The 17,089-nt window shown below is 62.9% G+C and carries 14 protein-coding genes and 1 tRNA gene; 6 read left to right on the forward strand and 9 right to left on the reverse strand.

The features are described from left to right. Nucleotides 1-4 precede the first annotated feature (4 nt). Entirely contained in the window at nucleotides 5-1,063 is a 1,059-nt protein-coding gene (gene ribA, locus ACYU81_RS07575; protein WP_449474551.1) for a GTP cyclohydrolase II, read from the forward strand. Continuing rightward, nucleotides 1,060-1,560 carry a L,D-transpeptidase family protein gene (locus ACYU81_RS07580; RefSeq protein WP_449474552.1) on the forward strand — a complete coding sequence of 167 codons (501 nt, stop codon included), beginning with the start codon at nucleotides 1,060-1,062 and terminating at the stop codon, nucleotides 1,558-1,560. The genes ribA and ACYU81_RS07580 overlap by 4 nt, the downstream gene beginning before the upstream one ends. Before the next feature lie 2 nt (nucleotides 1,561-1,562). Here the strand turns inward: ACYU81_RS07580 and ACYU81_RS07585 are convergent, their stop codons facing one another. Next, nucleotides 1,563-4,325, reverse strand: a complete 2,763-nt coding sequence (locus ACYU81_RS07585) for a [protein-PII] uridylyltransferase (protein WP_460987074.1) — start codon at nucleotides 4,323-4,325, stop codon at nucleotides 1,563-1,565. 15 nt (nucleotides 4,326-4,340) lie between these two features. Then, nucleotides 4,341-6,986: a DNA mismatch repair protein MutS gene (gene mutS, locus ACYU81_RS07590; protein ID WP_460987075.1), complete on the reverse strand. Its 2,646-nt coding sequence runs from the start codon at nucleotides 6,984-6,986 to the stop codon at nucleotides 4,341-4,343. A 127-nt stretch (nucleotides 6,987-7,113) separates the two neighbouring features. On the opposite strand from mutS, the gene ACYU81_RS07595 reads away from it, so the two are divergent. After that, nucleotides 7,114-9,375, forward strand: a complete 2,262-nt coding sequence (locus tag ACYU81_RS07595) for an NADP-dependent malic enzyme (protein WP_460987076.1) — start codon at nucleotides 7,114-7,116, stop codon at nucleotides 9,373-9,375. 12 nt (nucleotides 9,376-9,387) lie between these two features. On the opposite strand, the gene cofC is transcribed toward ACYU81_RS07595, so the two are convergent. From cofC to cofE, 3 genes are read right to left on the reverse strand one after another with little or no spacing between them, the layout of a single operon-like run. Further along, nucleotides 9,388-9,966, reverse strand: coding sequence for a 2-phospho-L-lactate guanylyltransferase (gene cofC / locus ACYU81_RS07600; RefSeq protein WP_460987077.1), 579 nt, complete (start codon nucleotides 9,964-9,966; stop codon nucleotides 9,388-9,390). 3 nt (nucleotides 9,967-9,969) lie between these two features. After that, entirely contained in the window at nucleotides 9,970-10,902 is a 933-nt protein-coding gene (gene cofD, locus ACYU81_RS07605) for a 2-phospho-L-lactate transferase (protein WP_460987078.1), read from the reverse strand. Next, nucleotides 10,899-11,654 (reverse strand): coenzyme F420-0:L-glutamate ligase, encoded by a 756-nt coding sequence (gene cofE, locus ACYU81_RS07610; RefSeq protein WP_460987079.1) that lies wholly within the window; start codon nucleotides 11,652-11,654, stop codon nucleotides 10,899-10,901. Before cofE ends, cofD begins: the two co-directional genes overlap by 4 nt. Before the next feature lie 102 nt (nucleotides 11,655-11,756). Between cofE and ACYU81_RS07615 the strand changes: the two genes are divergently transcribed. Beyond that, complete coding sequence (locus tag ACYU81_RS07615; RefSeq protein WP_460987080.1) at nucleotides 11,757-12,737, forward strand: polysaccharide deacetylase family protein; 981 nt, start codon at nucleotides 11,757-11,759, stop codon at nucleotides 12,735-12,737. A 32-nt stretch (nucleotides 12,738-12,769) separates the two neighbouring features. Here the strand turns inward: ACYU81_RS07615 and ACYU81_RS07620 are convergent. Further along, nucleotides 12,770-12,861: transfer RNA gene (locus ACYU81_RS07620), tRNA-Ser, on the reverse strand. Between the two features lie 233 nt (nucleotides 12,862-13,094). On the opposite strand from ACYU81_RS07620, the gene ACYU81_RS07625 reads away from it, so the two are divergent. Continuing rightward, nucleotides 13,095-13,889, forward strand: a complete 795-nt coding sequence (locus ACYU81_RS07625; protein ID WP_460987081.1) for a DUF1134 domain-containing protein — start codon at nucleotides 13,095-13,097, stop codon at nucleotides 13,887-13,889. Nucleotides 13,890-13,895: 6 nt separating this feature from the next. Here the strand turns inward: ACYU81_RS07625 and dinB are convergent, their stop codons facing one another. From dinB to ACYU81_RS07640, 3 genes are read right to left on the reverse strand one after another with little or no spacing between them, the layout of a single operon-like run. Then, nucleotides 13,896-14,975, reverse strand: a complete 1,080-nt coding sequence (gene dinB / locus ACYU81_RS07630) for a DNA polymerase IV (RefSeq protein ID WP_460987082.1) — start codon at nucleotides 14,973-14,975, stop codon at nucleotides 13,896-13,898. Nucleotides 14,976-15,031: 56 nt separating this feature from the next. Continuing rightward, entirely contained in the window at nucleotides 15,032-15,562 is a 531-nt protein-coding gene (locus ACYU81_RS07635) for a YceD family protein (RefSeq protein WP_449470539.1), read from the reverse strand. Then, nucleotides 15,559-16,074 carry a ubiquinol-cytochrome C chaperone family protein gene (locus ACYU81_RS07640; RefSeq protein ID WP_460987083.1) on the reverse strand — a complete coding sequence of 172 codons (516 nt, stop codon included), beginning with the start codon at nucleotides 16,072-16,074 and terminating at the stop codon, nucleotides 15,559-15,561. Before ACYU81_RS07640 ends, ACYU81_RS07635 begins: the two co-directional genes overlap by 4 nt. Nucleotides 16,075-16,162: 88 nt before the next feature. On the opposite strand from ACYU81_RS07640, the gene ACYU81_RS07645 reads away from it, so the two are divergent. Next, complete coding sequence (locus ACYU81_RS07645; protein ID WP_460987084.1) at nucleotides 16,163-16,720, forward strand: outer membrane protein assembly factor BamE; 558 nt, start codon at nucleotides 16,163-16,165, stop codon at nucleotides 16,718-16,720. The last annotated feature ends 369 nt before the right edge of the window (nucleotides 16,721-17,089 follow it).

The raw sequence follows: 17,089 nt of genomic DNA on the forward strand, positions 1-17,089 counted from the left end.
TGCCATGAACGGGCGCGCCGCCGCCCGCGCGATTGACGCTCTGCGCCGTGGTTGGGCGGTTACCGTTCGTGCGACTGACGGCGCCATACGCGTCATGGCGGTTGAGGGCGCGGATGCGGTGACGCTGAAGACTTTCGATCCTGCGGGCAAAGCGGACATATTGATAGCAGCAGCCCGGGGCGAGACATTGAAGCTCGCCAACCAACTGGCAGCGGCTGATCCCGACATGCCCGTGCTGATCGCCCGCGCGCCCTGGATCGATGGCGATGTTGCTACCGCGATCGCTGACCCGGTACTGGACCTCTCATCACCGCTGAAGGGACCGTTTGCGGCCAAACCCCTTGCCGCGCCGCTGGCGGCAAAGGCGACGCTCAAGCTCGCCCGGCTGGCGGGTATCCTGCCTGCTTTCTTTTTGGGATCGGAGGGAGAGAGCGAGGCCGAGGTCAGTGCCGATGACATCGACGCTTATGATGACGCCGCTCATCTTGCCATAGCGACGCGCGCGCGGCTGCCGGTGTCAGCCTGCGAGACCGCCGAGATCATCGCTTTTCGCAGTCCGGACGAGCCCCGAGAGCATGTCGCCCTGATCGTCGGGACGCGGGATTCCTCGCCGCCGGTCATCAGGCTGCACAGCGAATGCCTGACTGGGGACGTGCTGGGCAGCCTCAAATGCGATTGCGGGCCTCAATTGCATGAGGCGCTGCACCGGATCGCGGACTCACGTTGGGGCGTGTTGCTTTATCTGCGGCAGGAGGGGCGCGGGATCGGCCTCATCAACAAATTACGGGCCTATGCCTTGCAGGATCAGGGGTTCGATACCGTCGATGCCAATGTCCGCCTTGGCTTTGCCATCGACGCGCGTGATTTCTCGGTCGCGGCGCGCATGCTAAAGCTGCTGGGCATAGAAGAAGTGCGGCTGCTCACCAACAATCCCAAGAAGGTGGAGGGGCTTGAAGGCGCGGGTATCAAGGTGGCTGAACGCCTGCCCATCATACTGCCCGCCAACCCGCACAATGAACAATATCTGGCGACCAAGCGCGATCGTACCGGGCACCAGCTGTGACCACAATTCGCGTGGGCAGCGCCGCCGGGCGGTTGCGGTTAGGCATGCTGGACATCCCATGCACGCTGGGCCGGGGCGGCGTGTGCGCGGCGACCGATAAGCGGGAGGGAGACGGCTGCACGCCGCTAGGGGCCTGGCCGCTGCGGGGCGTTCTGCTGCGGCCGGGAAGGGTGGAGCCTGCCGCAATCCGGCTTCCATGGCGCTGGGTGAGGGAAGGTGATGGCTGGTCCGACGACCCTGCCGATCCCGCCTACAACCGGCCGGTCCATCTGCCACGGCGCTTTTCGGCGGAATCGCTCCTGCGCGGCGATGATGCCTATGATGTGATCGTCGTGCTGGGACATAATGACGCGCCGCCTGTGCCAGGGCAGGGCAGTGCGATCTTCCTCCACCTGTCCGAAGGGCGTCCTACGGCGGGCTGTATTGCTATCGACCGTGGCGACATGTTGAAACTGCTGCCGCTGCTGGCTGCCGGCGACGTTGTGGAGATAGTTTAGGCTCAGGCCTGCTCAAGAGCCTCATCGACCTGATCGCCAGCAGCTTCAAGCAGCCGCCGCTCGAGCGTCTGGATACGCGCCTTGCTCTCGATCTTGCCGCCCAAAAGGTCGGTCACATAAAATGTATCGACCGCGCGTTCGCCATAGGTGGCGACATGTGCGCTGTGCACGGTGACCTTCGACTGGAACAACGCGTTGGCAAGGCTGAAGAGCAGGGCCGGGCGATCGCGTGCATTGACCTCGATCACCGTGAACCGATTGGAAGCCTTGTTGTCGATCAGCACATTGGGCTCGATCCGGAACGCTTCGGCGCGGGTGCGGGGCAGGGGACGCGCTTCCAGCTTCGTTATCATGCGATGACGATTCGCCAGCGAATCCTCGATCGCATTGCGGATACGGGTCAGCTGTTCCGGGCTATGGAAAGCGCCGCCCAAAGGGTCCTGCACCAGGAAGTTGTCGATGGCGACGCCGTCGCGCGTGGTGTGGATACGCGCATCGATGATATTGCCGCCCGCCAGATGGATCGCTCCGGCAATCCGGTAGAATAGGCCCGGATGGTCAGCGGCATAGACGGTGACAAGCGTGGCGCCGCGCTGCGGATAATATTGCGCGGCAATCGACAGCGGCGAATCGGCTGACGCCAGGATATGCTGCGCGTTGTGGATCAGGATGTCCTCAGGCTCGGCGATCCAGTAGGATTCGGGCAGACGCTTGCTGAGCTTCTGGAAGTCGGCCTTCGACAAGCCGAGCGCTTTGCGCAGTGATTCCTGCTTGGCGGTGACGCGTTCGCCACGCCCCTTTTGCTTGTGGCCAAGCCGCAGCACTTCCTCGGCAGCCTCATAGAGGTCTCCCAGTAGTTGCCGTTTCCAGCTGTTCCACACGCCGGGACCCACGGCGCGGATGTCCACGACGGTGAGGCAGAGCAGCAGGCGAAGCCGCTCGGGGCTCTGCACCACCTCGACGAAATCGAGGATCGTCTTGTAATCGGCCAGATCACGCTTGAACGCCGTGGCCGACATCAGCAGGTGATGGCGCACCAGCCAGGCGACAGTTTCCGTTTCGGCCGGCGTCAAGCCAAGGCGCGGGCAGAGATGATCGGCAACCTCGGCGCCAAGCACGCTATGGTCGCCGCCGCGGCCCTTCGCGATGTCGTGCAGCAGAACCGCGACATAGAGCACCCGGCGCGACACCAATTTGCCCATGATCTCGGTGGACAGTGGATGGTCTTCCACCAGAGCGCCCTTTTCCACGCGGGCCAGAAGCCCGACTGCGCGAATGGTATGCTCGTCCACCGTATAATGGTGATACATATCGAACTGCATCTGCGCCACAACGCGGCGGAAATCGGGAATGAACCGGCCAAACACCGTCGATTCATTCATCCAGCGCAGCACCGTTTCCGGATCACGGGGCGATGTCAGCACATCCATGAAAGCGGCGTTGGCGCGAGCATCGCGGCGGATTTTTGCCGTGATCAGACCTGCGTCCCGGCTGGCGGTGCGCATGGCGCTTGGGTGGATGCCCAATTCATGACGATCGGCTACCGCGAAGATTTCGAGCAACCGCACCGGGTCCTGCTGGAAAAAGTCGTCGCTTGGCAGCGCGAGCCGACCACGGTCGAGCACGAACCCGTCCAGCTTCTTTGGCCGACGGAATATGGACGGAATATAGCGCCGCCCCTTCGCCGCCATCTGGTCGTCCAGATGCGCCAGGAACACCGCGGTCAGGTCGCCCACGATTTTCGCGTTCAGGAAATAATAGCGCATGAAGCGCTCCACGCCAGAGCGGCCCTGCCGCCCCGTAAAGTGCATCCGCGTGGCGGTTTCCAGCTGTAGATCGAACGTCAGGCGATCTTCCGCCCGCCCCGTGATCATGTGCAGATGGCATCGGACGGCCCAAAGAAAATCCTCAGCCTTCTGGAATTGCCGCAGTTCCAGATCGGTCAGCAAGCCCACGTCCACCAGTTCGGCGACGGACTTCACCCGATTCACATATTTGCCAATCCAGAACAGCGTGTGGAGGTCGCGCAGCCCCCCTTTGCCTTCCTTGACATTGGGTTCAACGACATACCGGCTATCGCCCATGCGCTTGTGCCGATCGTCCCGCTCCACCAGCTTTTCGGTGACGAAAGCGCGCGCCGTCCCCTGCATTACCTCAGCATCGAATCGCTTGGCGGTGTCCTCGTACAGCGCCCGGTCGCCCCAGACATAACGCGATTCGAGCAGTGCCGTGCGCACGGTCAGATCCGCCTTGGCCATGCGCATGGTTTCATCGATCGACCGGCTCGAATGCCCGACCTTCAGGCCCAAGTCCCAGAGCGAATAGAGCATGGATTCGATGACCTGCTCGGTCCACCCGGTGGGCTTCCATGGCGTGATGAAGGCGATATCCACGTCGCTGTGCGGCGCCATCTCGCCACGGCCATAGCCGCCTACGGCCATCAGGGTAATGCGCTCACCCGTGCTGCGATTGCTGGCAGGGTATAGATGATGCGTCGTTGCATCGTAGAGCAGGCGCAGAATCTGGTCGATCAGAAACGCAAAGGCGGTCACGGCCTCGCGCCCGCGCGTAGGCTTGGCCTCCAACCGCTTTGCGACGTCGACCCGTCCGGCATCCAGCGCGGTCTTCAGCTCGCGGACCACCAAGGCCCGCAGCTTCGCCGGATCGCCCCGATGCTCCTGCGCCAACGCGTTGATGCTGTCCGAAATCGCGCGCCGGTCGATGATGGAGCGGCGAGAGCCAAGGGAGGGAAACTGCATGACCATGGGCGCAGTCTAGTGTCAGCTGCTGGCCGCGGCCAGTTGTTTCAAGCGATAAAGCTGTTCCAGCGCCTCCCGGGGAGAAAGCGCATCGGCATCGATCATGTCGAGCGCGGCGCGCAGGGCATCGACCGCTTCCTCTTCCTGCGCCGCGGCGGCGGCGAAGAGCGGAAGGTCGTCCAGGCCCGCCGCGATGCCGCCCGTCTTTGCCCGGCCAGCCTCCAGTCGGGTCAACACATCCTTGGCACGCTTCAGAACGGCGGGCGGCAGCCCGGCAAGTCGAGCGACGGCGAGGCCGTAGCTGCGGTCTGCTGGTCCCTCCGCCACCTCATGAAGCAGAATGAGATCGCCTTTCCATTCGCGGGCACGCACATGATGCAGCGATAGCGACGACAGAGTCTCCGCGAGCCGCGTCAGTTCATGATAGTGCGTCGCGAAGAGACACCGGCAGCGGTTGACCTCATGCACCGCTTCGACCACCGCCCAGGCGAGGGCCAGCCCGTCATAGGTGGAGGTGCCGCGTCCGACTTCATCCAGGATGACGAAGCTGCGTTCCGTCGCCTGCGAAAGGATCGCGGCGGTCTCCACCATTTCGACCATGAAGGTCGATCGCCCGCGTGCAAGATTGTCCGATGCCCCCACGCGACTGAACAACCGATCGACCAATGTCAGGGTCGCCGACTGAGCAGGGACATAGCTGCCCGCCTGCGCAAGAATCACGATCAGCGCATTCTGTCGCAGGAAGGTGGATTTGCCGCCCATATTGGGGCCGGTGACCAGCCAGAGCCGGTCTTCGGCACCCAAACAGCAATCGTTGGCGACAAAGGGCTGCCCTTCCTTCCGCAGCGCGTCCTCGACCACCGGATGTCGGCCGCCGATGATCTCAAGGCACGGCTCGCCGCCCTCCTGAGGTAGAAAATGCGGCCGCTGCCAGCCTCCTTCGGCTGCGCGTTCCGCCAGCGCTGCTGCAACGTCCAGCCGGGCCAGCGCGTCAGCGGCCAGCGCGATCTCTGCCTTGCGAGCCAGGGCGGCTTCGACAAGATCCTCCAGATGCGCGGCCTCGGCCACCAGCGCATGGGCACCCGCCTGCGCCACCCGCCCCGCCTGTTCATGCAGGTCGACCGAATTGAATCGCACCACGCCCGCCAGCGTCTGGCGATGCGTGAAGCCGCTGTCCGGTTGCATCAGTGGATCGGCGGCCCGTGCGGGCACTTCGACATGATAGCCAAGTACGCCATTGTGCCGGATCTTCAGAGACGCGATGCCGGTGCGCTCGCGATAGCTTGCCTCCAGTGCAGCGATCGCCCGCCGTCCGTCGCCTGCCATCCGCCGCAGTTCATCCAGAGCCGGATCGTAGCCGTCGGCAATATATCCGCCATTGGCCGTCTCGGTCGGCGGGCTGGGCACCAGCGCCCGCGAAAGGCTGTCCACCAATGCTCCGTGGCCATCGAGGGCTGGCAGCAGTTGCTGGAGCAGCGGTGGCTGATCAGGCAACCGTCCCAGCCTTTCGCGCAGCATCCGCGCTTCATTGAGCCCGTCGCGCAGCTGTCCCAGATCGCGTGGACTGCCCCGGCCTACGGCGATGCGTCCGAGTGCTCGCCCTACGTCGGGCAGAGCCCTCAACGCGGCACGCAACTGGTCGCGTAGTAGCGGGTCATCATGGAGGAGTTGCACCAGACCCAGCCGGGCCTCGATCAGCCCTTGATCCATCAACGGCGCCGACAGGTCCTGCGCCAGCAGCCGGGCGCCTGCGCCCGTGACCGTCCGATCCACCGCCCCCAACAGGCTGCCCGCCCGCGCGCCGCTCATCGTCGCGCTGATCTCCAAACTTTCCCGGGTGGCCGCGTCGATCGCCACATGGGCGCCGCTCGCCTTGCGAACGGGGGGCGCCAGAAAGGGCAGGGTGCCCTTGCCCGCATGATCCAGATAGGAGACCAGTCCGCCCATCGCGGCCAGCTCCGCCCGGCTGAACTGGCCGAATCCGTCGAGGGTAGCCACGCCAAACAGCCGCTTGAGCGCTGACTCGGCCCGATTGCTGGAAAATGCCGCACGATCGAACGGATGCGCCTCGGGCAGATCGAGGGCGAGCCCGTCGGGCACGACGATTTCGCTCGGCCGCAGCCGCGCCAGTTCGGCAGGCAGGTCGCTGGTCCGCAGCGTCAGCGTTTCGAACCGTCCGGTGGAAATGTCGGCTGCGGCTATCCCGATCTCGCCCGCGCCATCGCCGCCCGTCTGGGCCAGCGCCACCAACATGTTGTCGCGCCTGGAATCGAGCAGCGTCTCCTCGGTCAGCGTGCCCGCCGTGACATAGCGCACGATGGCGCGGGCCACGAGCGCCTTGCTGCCGCGCGCCTTAGCCTCTGCGGGCGTTTCGGTCTGTTCGGCGATGGCGACCCGATGCCCCGCCTTGATCAGCCGGGCCAGATAATTTTCCGCGCTATGCACGGGCACGCCGCACATGGGAATCGGCGCGCCGCCATGTTCGCCCCGGCTGGTAAGCGCGATGTCCAGCGTCGCTGCGGCAGCCTTTGCGTCGTCGAAGAACAGTTCGAAAAAGTCGCCCATGCGGTAGAATAGCAAGCAATCCTGCGCCTCAGCCTTCAACGCCAGATATTGCGCCATCATCGGCGTCGGCTGGGTCGCGGCGTTTTCCTTAGGGCTGTGCATGACCGTCAGGCGATAGCGGCAAGCGGCAGTTCAGGAAAGGGCGTGAAAAAACGTACCGCTCGCGCTTGCCGACAGGTCGGGCTTGCCGCTAGGGCCTGTTTACTAGGTAAAGAGGGGCGGATGCGTCATGGCTGATAAGTCGAGTGTGGAATTTTCCGAGCGCGAGGCGCTGTTCTTCCATTCGACTGGCAGGCCGGGCAAGATCGAAATCATCGCGTCGAAGCCTATGGCGACGCAGCGTGACCTCAGCCTTGCCTATTCGCCGGGCGTCGCCGTGCCGGTGCGCGCCATCGCCGCCGATCCGCAGGCCGCCTACGACTATACGGCCAAAGGCAATCTGGTCGCGGTCATTTCCAACGGCACGGCTATCCTTGGCCTTGGCAATCTGGGCGCGCTTGCATCGAAGCCGGTGATGGAAGGCAAGGCAGTGCTCTTCAAGCGCTTCGCCGACGTGGACTCGATCGATATCGAGCTTAAGACCGAGGACGTCGATAAGTTCATCGATGCGGTGGAACTGATGGAGCCGAGCTTTGGCGGCATCAACCTTGAAGATATCAAGGCGCCGGAATGCTTCATCATCGAACAGACGCTGAAAGAGCGGATGAACATCCCGGTTTTCCATGACGACCAGCATGGGACGGCGATCATCGCCGCCGCTGGCGTCATCAATGCGGCGATGCTGACCGGGCGCGACCTTAAGGACATGAAGGTCGTGGTGAATGGCGCAGGCGCGGCCTCCATTTCCTGCACCGAACTGATCAAGGCGATCGGCGTCTCGCACGACAATGTCATCATGTGCGACAGCAAGGGCGTGATCTATCAGGGCCGCACCGAAGGCATGAACCAGTGGAAGTCGGCGCATGCGGTGAAGACCGACGCCCGCACGCTGGGCGAAGCGATCAAGGGCGCCGACGTGTTCCTCGGCTTGTCCGTCGCGGGGGCGGTATCGCAGGACATGGTCAAGGCGATGGCGGAAAAGCCGATCATCTTCGCCATGGCCAATCCCGACCCGGAAATCGCGCCTCCCGAGGTTCTGGAAGTTCGCCCGGATGCGATCGTCGCTACGGGCCGGTCGGATTATCCCAACCAGGTCAACAATGTGCTGGGCTTCCCTTTCATTTTCCGGGGCGCTCTGGACGTGCGCGCAACGGGCATCAACGAACCGATGAAAGTGGCGGCGGCGCATGCCATTGCCGAACTGGCGCGCGAACAGGTGCCGGAGGAAGTGGCCAAGGCTTACGGCCGTTCGCACAGCTTTGGTCCCGACTACATCATCCCCGCGCCGTTCGACCCGCGTCTGATGGAGGTTGTGCCTGCCGCTGTCGCGCAAGCGGCGATGGAAAGTGGGGTCGCGCAAAAGCCGATCGCCGACATGGCGGCCTACCGCCAGTCTCTCAAAGGCCGATTGAATCCGACGACGTCGGTCCTCACCACGGCCTACGAGGTCGCCAAGGCCAATCCCAAGCGCGTCGTGTTTGCCGAAGCGGAGGAGGAAGTGGTGCTGCGCGCCGCCATCCAGTTCCGTGACCTCGGCTATGGCATCCCCGTCCTCGTCGGCCGGAACGAAGTCTATGACAAGCTGAAGGCGCTTGGCGTCCGCGATCCTGAAAGTTTCGAACTGCATAACAGCGTCAATTCGCCTCTGGTGCCCGAGATGGTGGATACCCTCTACAGTCGGTTGCAGCGGCGCGGTCATCTGCGGCGCGACTGCGAACGCATGGTCAATCGCGATCGCAATATCTTTGGTACCTTGCTTGTCAGCATGGGCCATGCTGATGCGATGATCACAGGCGTGACGCGGCCCTTCGCCCAGACTCTGCGCGAGGTGAAGCGCGTCATGGACCCGGTGGTGGGGCGCACTGCCTTTGGCATCCATATCATGGTGTCGAAGGACAAGACGGTGTTCCTGGCCGACACCACCGTCAATGAACGGCCCTCCGCCAGCGAGCTGGCCGACATCGCCGAGGGCACTGTCGCGGTCGCACGGCGCATGGGTCATGACCCGCGCGTCGCCTTCCTGTCCTATTCCAACTTCGGCAACCCGCCAGGCGGCCATCTGGAAAATGTCCGCGATGCGCTGAAGGTTCTCGATGGCCGTGACGTCGATTTCGAATATGAGGGGGAAATGACGGCGGATGCGGCGCTTAATCCCGCCGTCATGAAAAATTATCCCTTCAGCCGCCTGTCCGGCCCGGCCAACATCCTGGTCATGCCCGGCCTGCAATCAGCCAACATCTCGGCGAAACTGTTGCGCGAACTGGGCGGCACGACGATGATCGGCCCGATGCTCGTGGGCATGGAGAAGTCCGTGCAGATCGCGACCATGTCTTCAAATGCGTCCGAACTGCTCACACTGGCGGTACTCGCTTCGGCAGGGGTGGCCCTCTAAGGCAGGGACGGGCTAGCCCCGCCGCCAGAGCGCGAGCTCTTCCGGCCGATCGATATCGAGTTCCAGTCCGGGTCGTTGCACGCTGCGAAAAAGCAGGCCGAGCCTGTCCGCTTCGGCCTCATGCGCGGCAAAACTGCCCTCTCCATAATGGAAGCGGAACTCGGCCGCGCCGGGGAGGGGTAGTAAGAGCGCGTTGGTGCCCGTGCCCGCATGATCGGGCGCGACCGCGATGCTATCCCTCGGCAGGTTAAGCAGTGCCGTCACATCATCAGGCCCGATCAAAGGAAGGTCCGCCGACAATATCAACAGCCGGTCGACCCCTTCCCCGATCGCCGCGTCTCGCGCACTCATCAGGGCTGCGTTCAAGCCGCGTCCCGGGTCAGCAAGTAGCGGAATATCCTCTGCCAGATCATGCCGCGACGGCCCCAGCAACAAAACCTGCTCCCGCCCCGCAACTGCTTGAGCGGCAGTAACGGTTCGGCGCAGCATCGTCGCCACCAGCCTTCGCCTCTCATCCTCGCCAAGCACAGCGGATAGCCGCGTCTTGCACAATTGCGGCGCCTTGACCGGGATGACGATCCAGCAGCGCACGGTTCAGCTGGCGATCCGGTCGGCCAGCATCAGAGCAGCACGCGCAACTCTTTCCCGGTCCTCCAGCGTCTTCATCAGCGTGTCGCAAACGTCGTGTGGGATCGAAATGTCAGAGGCGTCGTCGCGTTCGTCGATCAGTAGCCCGTCGATCACATCGGCGTAATGGGCCGCGATGCTTTTATTGGTCACGGTCAGGCCCAACTCCTGCATGAGCTTGGCGGTGGGTCCCTTGACCGCCCGCCCCCCGACGATCGGCGACACCGCAACAACCGGCGCGCGAGCGGAGACCAACGCTTCCCGGATGCCAGGCACCGCAAGGATCGGATCGACACTCAGCCAGGGATTGGACGGTGCTATCACAATGGCCCGTGTGTCAGGGGCGGTGATCGCTTCGATCACGCCTGCCGCCGGTATAGCGCGCTCTGCGCCTTCGAAACGAATGGCCCGCACCTCCGGCGCGCAGCGGCGTTCGACGAAATAGCGCTGGAAGGGCATGTCGCCTTCGCTGGTGTTGAGATGCGTCGCAACCGGGTCATCGCTCATCGGCAGGATGGTAAGGTCCAGCCCCCATGCAGCAGCGAAGCGGGCGGTAATCGAGCTCAGCGTCTCTCCCCGCGCCAGCAGATGAGATCGCAGCACATGCAGCGCCAGGTCGCCATCGCCTAGCAGGAACCAATCTTCGCCGCCCAAGGATTTGAGGGCGTCCATGAAGCTCCAGCTCTCGCCTTCCCGGCCCCACCCCTGTGCTGCATTGGCCTTACCGGACAGGGTGTAGAGAAGGGTGTCGATGTCAGGAGAGATGGTGAGCCCGAAGTGCCGGAAATCGTCGCCCGTATTCACGATGGCGGTAATCTGTTCTGGCGGGCAAATGCGCATGAGGCCCAGCACCAGCTTGGCGCCGCCCACGCCACCAGTCAGCGCCACGATACGGCTCATCGAAACAGATCCTCCTCCAGCGGCCGGACAAGCGCCGTTGCAGGCGCATCACCCATGGGTAACCGCAATCCACGCATCAGCACGGCTGGAATGCCTTCAGCCCCTTCGCCTGTGACCAATGCGGCGGCGGTCGCAATCTGGTCAGCCAAGGCGATCTGCGTCACTTCCAGGCGGCGGCCATCCCTGTCCCTGTCTCCCCTTCGGTCGATCAGCGCAGGCAAACGTGCCGCGCCTATGGCAACGCCGACCACCCCGTAGCGCCATGGCCGCCCGAAGCTGTCGGATATCACCACCGCAGGCGCGATCCCGCCGTCGGTAAGGGCATGGCTGATCGCGGCAGCTGAGCGATCAGGATCGAGGGGCAACAGCAACGCCCGTTCCGGGCCGCCCGGGCCGATATTCGACCGGTCTATGCCGCTATTGGCCATGACATGGCCCAGCCTGTGACGAGTGATCAATATGTGGGGCACGGCACGGACGACGGCGACGCTTTCCCGCAGCACAAGCTCGACAAGGCGCGGGTCCTTTTTGGTGATTGTCGCCAGTTCCAGAGCCTCCGGCGTCGGCTCGACCTGGGTAAGATCGACCATGCGACCTTCCGCCTTGGACAATATCTTCTGCGTGATGACCAGCACGTCGCCGTCCAGCAACGGCCAGAGCCCTGCCACTTTCAAAGCGTCTCTCAACAGCGCGGCCAAATCGTCACCGGCACAAATTTCAGCCATGCCGGTCAGCGGGTGAATTGAAATCATAAGGCGATGTAGCGCGCGACTGGTCCAGTGGGTAGCCGCCCTGTCGCCATAATCAGGGCGGTGTTACGGCTCCTTAACATGGATGGGGTAGGGGCTTTGACAATGACTGCCCTGCTGATCACCGTGGACACAGAATTATCGTCACTGCTTCACGAGCGGGGAATAAGCCTGGAGGATAATATCCGCCTGTCCATCTGGGCGGAGTCTCAGGGCCAAGCCTACGGCATCGGCTGGCAAATGGCCGAACTGGAAAAGCATGGTCTCAAAGGCGTGTTCTTCGTCGATCCGATGCCCGCGCTGCTTTATGGAACCGCGTTTTTGAAGCCCATCGTCACCTCAATCGTGGACCGGGGGCACGAGGTGCAACTGCACGTTCACAGCGAATGGCTCCGCTGGGCGCGCCACTCCCCTGTCGAAGGGAGGCTGGGCCGCAATATCGGTGACCTTTCGATGGATGATCAGTTCACCTTGCTGCGCTTGGGCAGGCAATGGCTGGAGGAGGCTGGTGCGCCTGCGCCCATGGCCTTTCGAGCAGGCAATTTTGGTGCCAATGACGATACGCTGCGCGCCCTCGGTCATGTCGGCATGACCTGGGACAGCAGCGTAAACCCCGCCTATCACCGCTATGGCTGCCGCATCAACGGTGCGCGCGATCAGGTCGCACCAACGCGCAGCTTCGGTGTCTGTGAGCTTCCGGTTTCGGGCATCACCGACCGGCCCGGCAGCTTTCGCCCTGCGCAAATCTGCGCGATGTCGGCGAAGGAGATGCGCACCGGGCTGCATCACGCGGTGCGCGAGCGGCACGCCGCGTTCGTCGTCGTCACGCACAGCTTCGAAATGCTGACCCGCGACCGCCAACGTCCCAATCATGCAGTGATGCGTCGGTTCACCGCTCTCTGCCGGGAGGCCGCGAAGCTGACGGGCCTTAGTGTCTGCGGCTTCCATGACCTGCCGCCCAGCCTGGAGACAAAGGCGAACTCCTCGCACAGCCGCGTCCCGCCCGATCGTCTTCGCACCACCAGCCGGATGGTTCAGCAGCTATGGGCCAGCTGGCGCTACGAACGCCGCTTCATCCCGGCCTGAACAGCGGCGGCGGACGGGATTTTACGGAAAGGTGGCGGAGACGGAGGGATTCGAACCCTCGGTGCCGAATTCTCAGCACGACGGTTTAGCAAACCGTTGGTTTCAGCCACTCACCCACGTCTCCAAACATGGCCTGAACACCCGCTTGGGGCGGGACAGCGGCTAGGCGAGAAGCGCTATAACGGTGGCTTTCGCGCAAGGCAACGGGTGTATGCCATGAAATTCTTACAAACTTGTCCGCAGGATTCGTTCCAGCCCAGAATCGACTCGGGTCGCCGTTCGTTCATTGTCGTTTCAGCTTGCTTTCCGATAATCTGATAGTTGGTCGAAGAGCGGAAAATTCGGGGAGTAGCGGGCATGATCGGGATTTTAAGGCGTGCGGCGGCTCGCAATGTGCGGCGGGGTGCGATGGCATTTGCCGCCGCGGGCATGGCGTTCAGTCCAATTGTTGCGACTGCGCAGGTGCGCACGGTCGATCCCAATACCGCGATCGACGCGGACCTCGCGCCCGTTCCGCCCGCGAACAGCACCCCCACCGACCCCGGCGTCGACCACAGCGTTCCGCCCCCCAGCAATACGGCGCCGGATTATGCCCCGCCTGCGGCGAACAGCACCGCCACCGGCGCGCCGGTAACGTCCAACTCGCCCCCCGCCGCCTTGAGCCCGAGCGAATCCTATCAGGAAGATGACCTGATCGGGGCGGCCGAGGGCGTCTTTGGCAAGGGGGCCGAGGGGCTTGCCGGCATGATCGAGAAGATCCTGAAGGATCAGGGACGTCCCAACGCCTATATTGCCGGTCGGGAAGCATCCGGCGCCTTTGTCGTTGGCTTGCGCTATGGATCCGGCACGCTCAACCATAAGGTGGAAGGCAAGCGGGAGGTGTATTGGACCGGGCCATCCATCGGCTTCGATGTGGGCGGCAATGCGTCCAACACCTTCGTCCTGGTCTATAATCTCTACGACACGCAGGACCTTTATCACCGCTTCCCCGCTGCCGAAGGCACGGCCTATCTCGTCGGTGGCTTCACAGCCAGCTACCTGCGTTGGGGCAGCGTAGTGCTGATCCCGATCCGTCTGGGCGTTGGTTATCGACTGGGCATCAATGCTGGCTACATGAAGTTCACGGAAAAGCGGAACTGGCTGCCTTTCTGATCTGGTTTAAAGGACAAAGCTGAGTTGCTGGCCTCCCTCGACCGGCTCTTCGGCGTCAAGATTATGCACCCCAAGACCCAGCAGCCGAGCCCCCATGGGTAGCGGCAGCTGGGCGAGTAGCAGGGCACGCGCCGTTTCCGCCAGCAAGTCGGGCGACCGTACTGGGGCGCCCATGCTTTTCGACCGGGTGATGATTCGGAAATCGGCAAATTTGATTTTCAGGACGATGGTGCGGCCATAGGCGCCGCTCTTCTCGATCCTTCCCCAGAGGCTTTGCGAGATACGGTCTATTTCTGTGACCAGCGCGTCCTGCGTTATCAGGTCGTCGAAAAATGTGTCCTCAACGCTGACGGACTTCCTTTCCTGCCGCTCGTGGACCGGCCGGTCGTCCTCCCCGCGCGCGGCACGATAATAGAAGGTGGCGGCGCTGCCGAAATGCTGCTGAAGGAAAGGCAGGTCGCGGGCGCGAAGGTCGGCGCCGGTTTCAATCCCCAACGCCTGCATCCGCCGTGCCGTCACCGGCCCCACGCCATGGATGCGTCGCACAGGCATCTCCGCCATGAAGCCTGCTCCTTCGCCGGGTCGCACGACGCAAATGCCGTCCGGCTTGTTCTGATCTGAAGCGAGTTTGGCTATCAGCTTGTTGTAGGAAACGCCGGCCGAGGCGGTGAGGCCCGTTTCTTCGTGGATCATGCGCCGGATTTCCTGGGCGATGACCGTTGCGGAGGCCAGGCCCGGCTTGTTCACCGTGACATCGAGATAAGCCTCATCAAGCGACAGCGGCTGAATGATGTCGGTGAAGCGGGCGAAAATCTCCCGCACATGAGCCGAAACGGCGCGATATACTTCGAACCGAGGCTTCACGAACAGAAGGTCCGGACAGAGCCGCCGCGCCCGCGCGCCGGGCATGGCCGATTTCACGCCAAATGTGCGAGCCTCATAGCTGGCGGTGGCAACGACCCCTCGCGGGCCGCCTCCGCCCACGGCGATCGGCTTGCCCTGCAAGGTTGGGTCGTCGCGCTGTTCGACCGACGCATAAAAGGCATCCATGTCGATATGGATGATCTTGCGCGGCCCGGAATCCATGGCAGGGGTTTATGCCACAGCAGGAACGAAAGCAAAACGCGGAAGGCGTCGTCAGGTCAGGACTTCTTGTCCTTCAAAGACTGGAGGACAGCGAAAGGACTGGCCTGTTCTTCCGAAAGGACGCCCGCTTCCCGCAAATAGGAGTCTGCGTCGGCAGAACGGGGATAGGGCGCCATGGCCAAGGCCATAGTTTCGGCGACCGCTTCCCCCATGTCGATTGTCTGCCCATCAAAGCCGATGATGTCGCAATCCTCCGAATCGATCTCCATCTCTTCGTCATCGCCTTCATCGCCGCGCTCCGCGACGAAGCGCAGCAGGAATTCGGTGTCGATCTTCTCGGGCACGGCCACGCCGGTAGCGACGCAGGGCTGGGCCAGTTCCGCCCGCACGCGCCCGCGTGCCTCGATGCCGCTATCATTTTCGCTCAGCGTATAATCGGCTTCAAGGCGGCTGAGCGAAAGCAGATGGAAACGCTTCGCCAGTGCTTCCCGCTCGTTGGCGTCGGCGGTGATCGTCACTCCTTGCGCATGCCGCACGATCTGATCAGCGCGCACCGGGCGAGAGAATTCGGGTGCAGGGTTGCTCATCCAATATCTCCGGTCAGCAATGCGTCCAGCGGCAACGCGGAAAGCCGAACCCAGCGCGATCGCAAGCGAGATTCGACATGATTGATCGCACCATCACCCGGCGTCGCGCCACGATACAGGTTGCGCTCCAGCGCTTCCCGCAGCTCCGCCTCGCCCAGTAGTGCAGCTTTATAGGCTGACAGCCTGCCGCCCAGCGCGCTCACCATCCGGCCGATATGCTTGCCCACCACGACGTCGCCCACGCCTTCCTGACGCAGCTGGCCGTCCATGTCATCGACGAATAATTCCGTCAGCCAAACGCTCTCCTGCGCGGCGCCGATCGCTTCCATCCGCATCAGCACCTGCGCGAGGATGGCGACGATCATGTCGAACCGGCCGTCCATGGTGTCGGGGACCTGGCCTTCCATATACCAGTGCGGCTGACGCCCCTCGTGGACGATGGCCTGATAGAGCGGCTGCATCGCTTCCTTGGGATCGGTTCGCGCGAACAGGCGCTGGAATAGGTTTGGCATGTCGAAGCAGTTTCCTGGCTGAGCTGAGCGGAGGCCCCCTTGCCGGGGGTCGCGCATTTCCATATTGATCGGCGGGCCGCGCGATGCAATGGCGGCTTTGGTTTTCGCGTTTTCCCGGGGCCTGTCCCGGCAGGAGAAGTTCATGCGTCAGTTCAGCCGACATCTGTTGCTCGCCGTCGGCCTTGGCGCGCTGGTCCTCGGCACATCCGCCTGCACCCGCATCCGGACGCATCAGGGCTATCAGGTGGACAAGCTGTTGGTCGATTCGATCCAGCCGGGCATCGACAACCGTGCCTCCGTTGAAGGAACGCTGGGCCGACCCAGCTTCACCGCGCAATTCGGTGATCAGGACTGGTATTATGTGTCGCGCGACATGCGGGCGCTTGCCTTCTCCAATCCCAAGCCCGTGGCCCAGACCGTGTTGCATGTCCGTTTCGACCCGGCGGGCAATGTGACTGCCGTGGATCGCATGGGGCTTGAGCAGGTCGCCAAGATATCGCCCGCGGGCGACAAGACGCCGACCCTTGGCCGTCATCGCAGCCTGTTCGACGAGATTTTCGGGAACATCGGCACGGTGGGAGCCGGTGGCATGGGCGGCGGCGGTGGCGGCAGCAATACCGGCGGCGGCGGTCCCAACGGTTCCTAAAGACAGGATAGCAAGACTGTCCGGGGTCAACGCTCCCTTTTAGCGGAAGCCTTATTACCGGATTCCCCCTGGCGGCTGTGGCAAGAAAGCCCCGCCTTCGCGAGTCTCGAGCAGGCTTGCGCGCCAGCAGCGGCGACATCAAAAAATTCCGGCGATCCAAGTCATTGGACTCGTTTGGAAACATGGTTAATTTTTCGCGTTAACAAATAGAGACTCGCAACTGCGACGGCTCAGGCATATGCTTGATCAGTGTCGTCGGCCGTAAGACTAAAGTAGTATATCTCGCGCTGCACGTACGGCATACTACATAAGGTTAAAGTCAGAATATAACGCATTAACAGTTCGTTAGCGAATTCTGACACTAACCCC

It is taken from the genome of Sphingobium sp. TomTYG75, assembly GCF_054771635.1.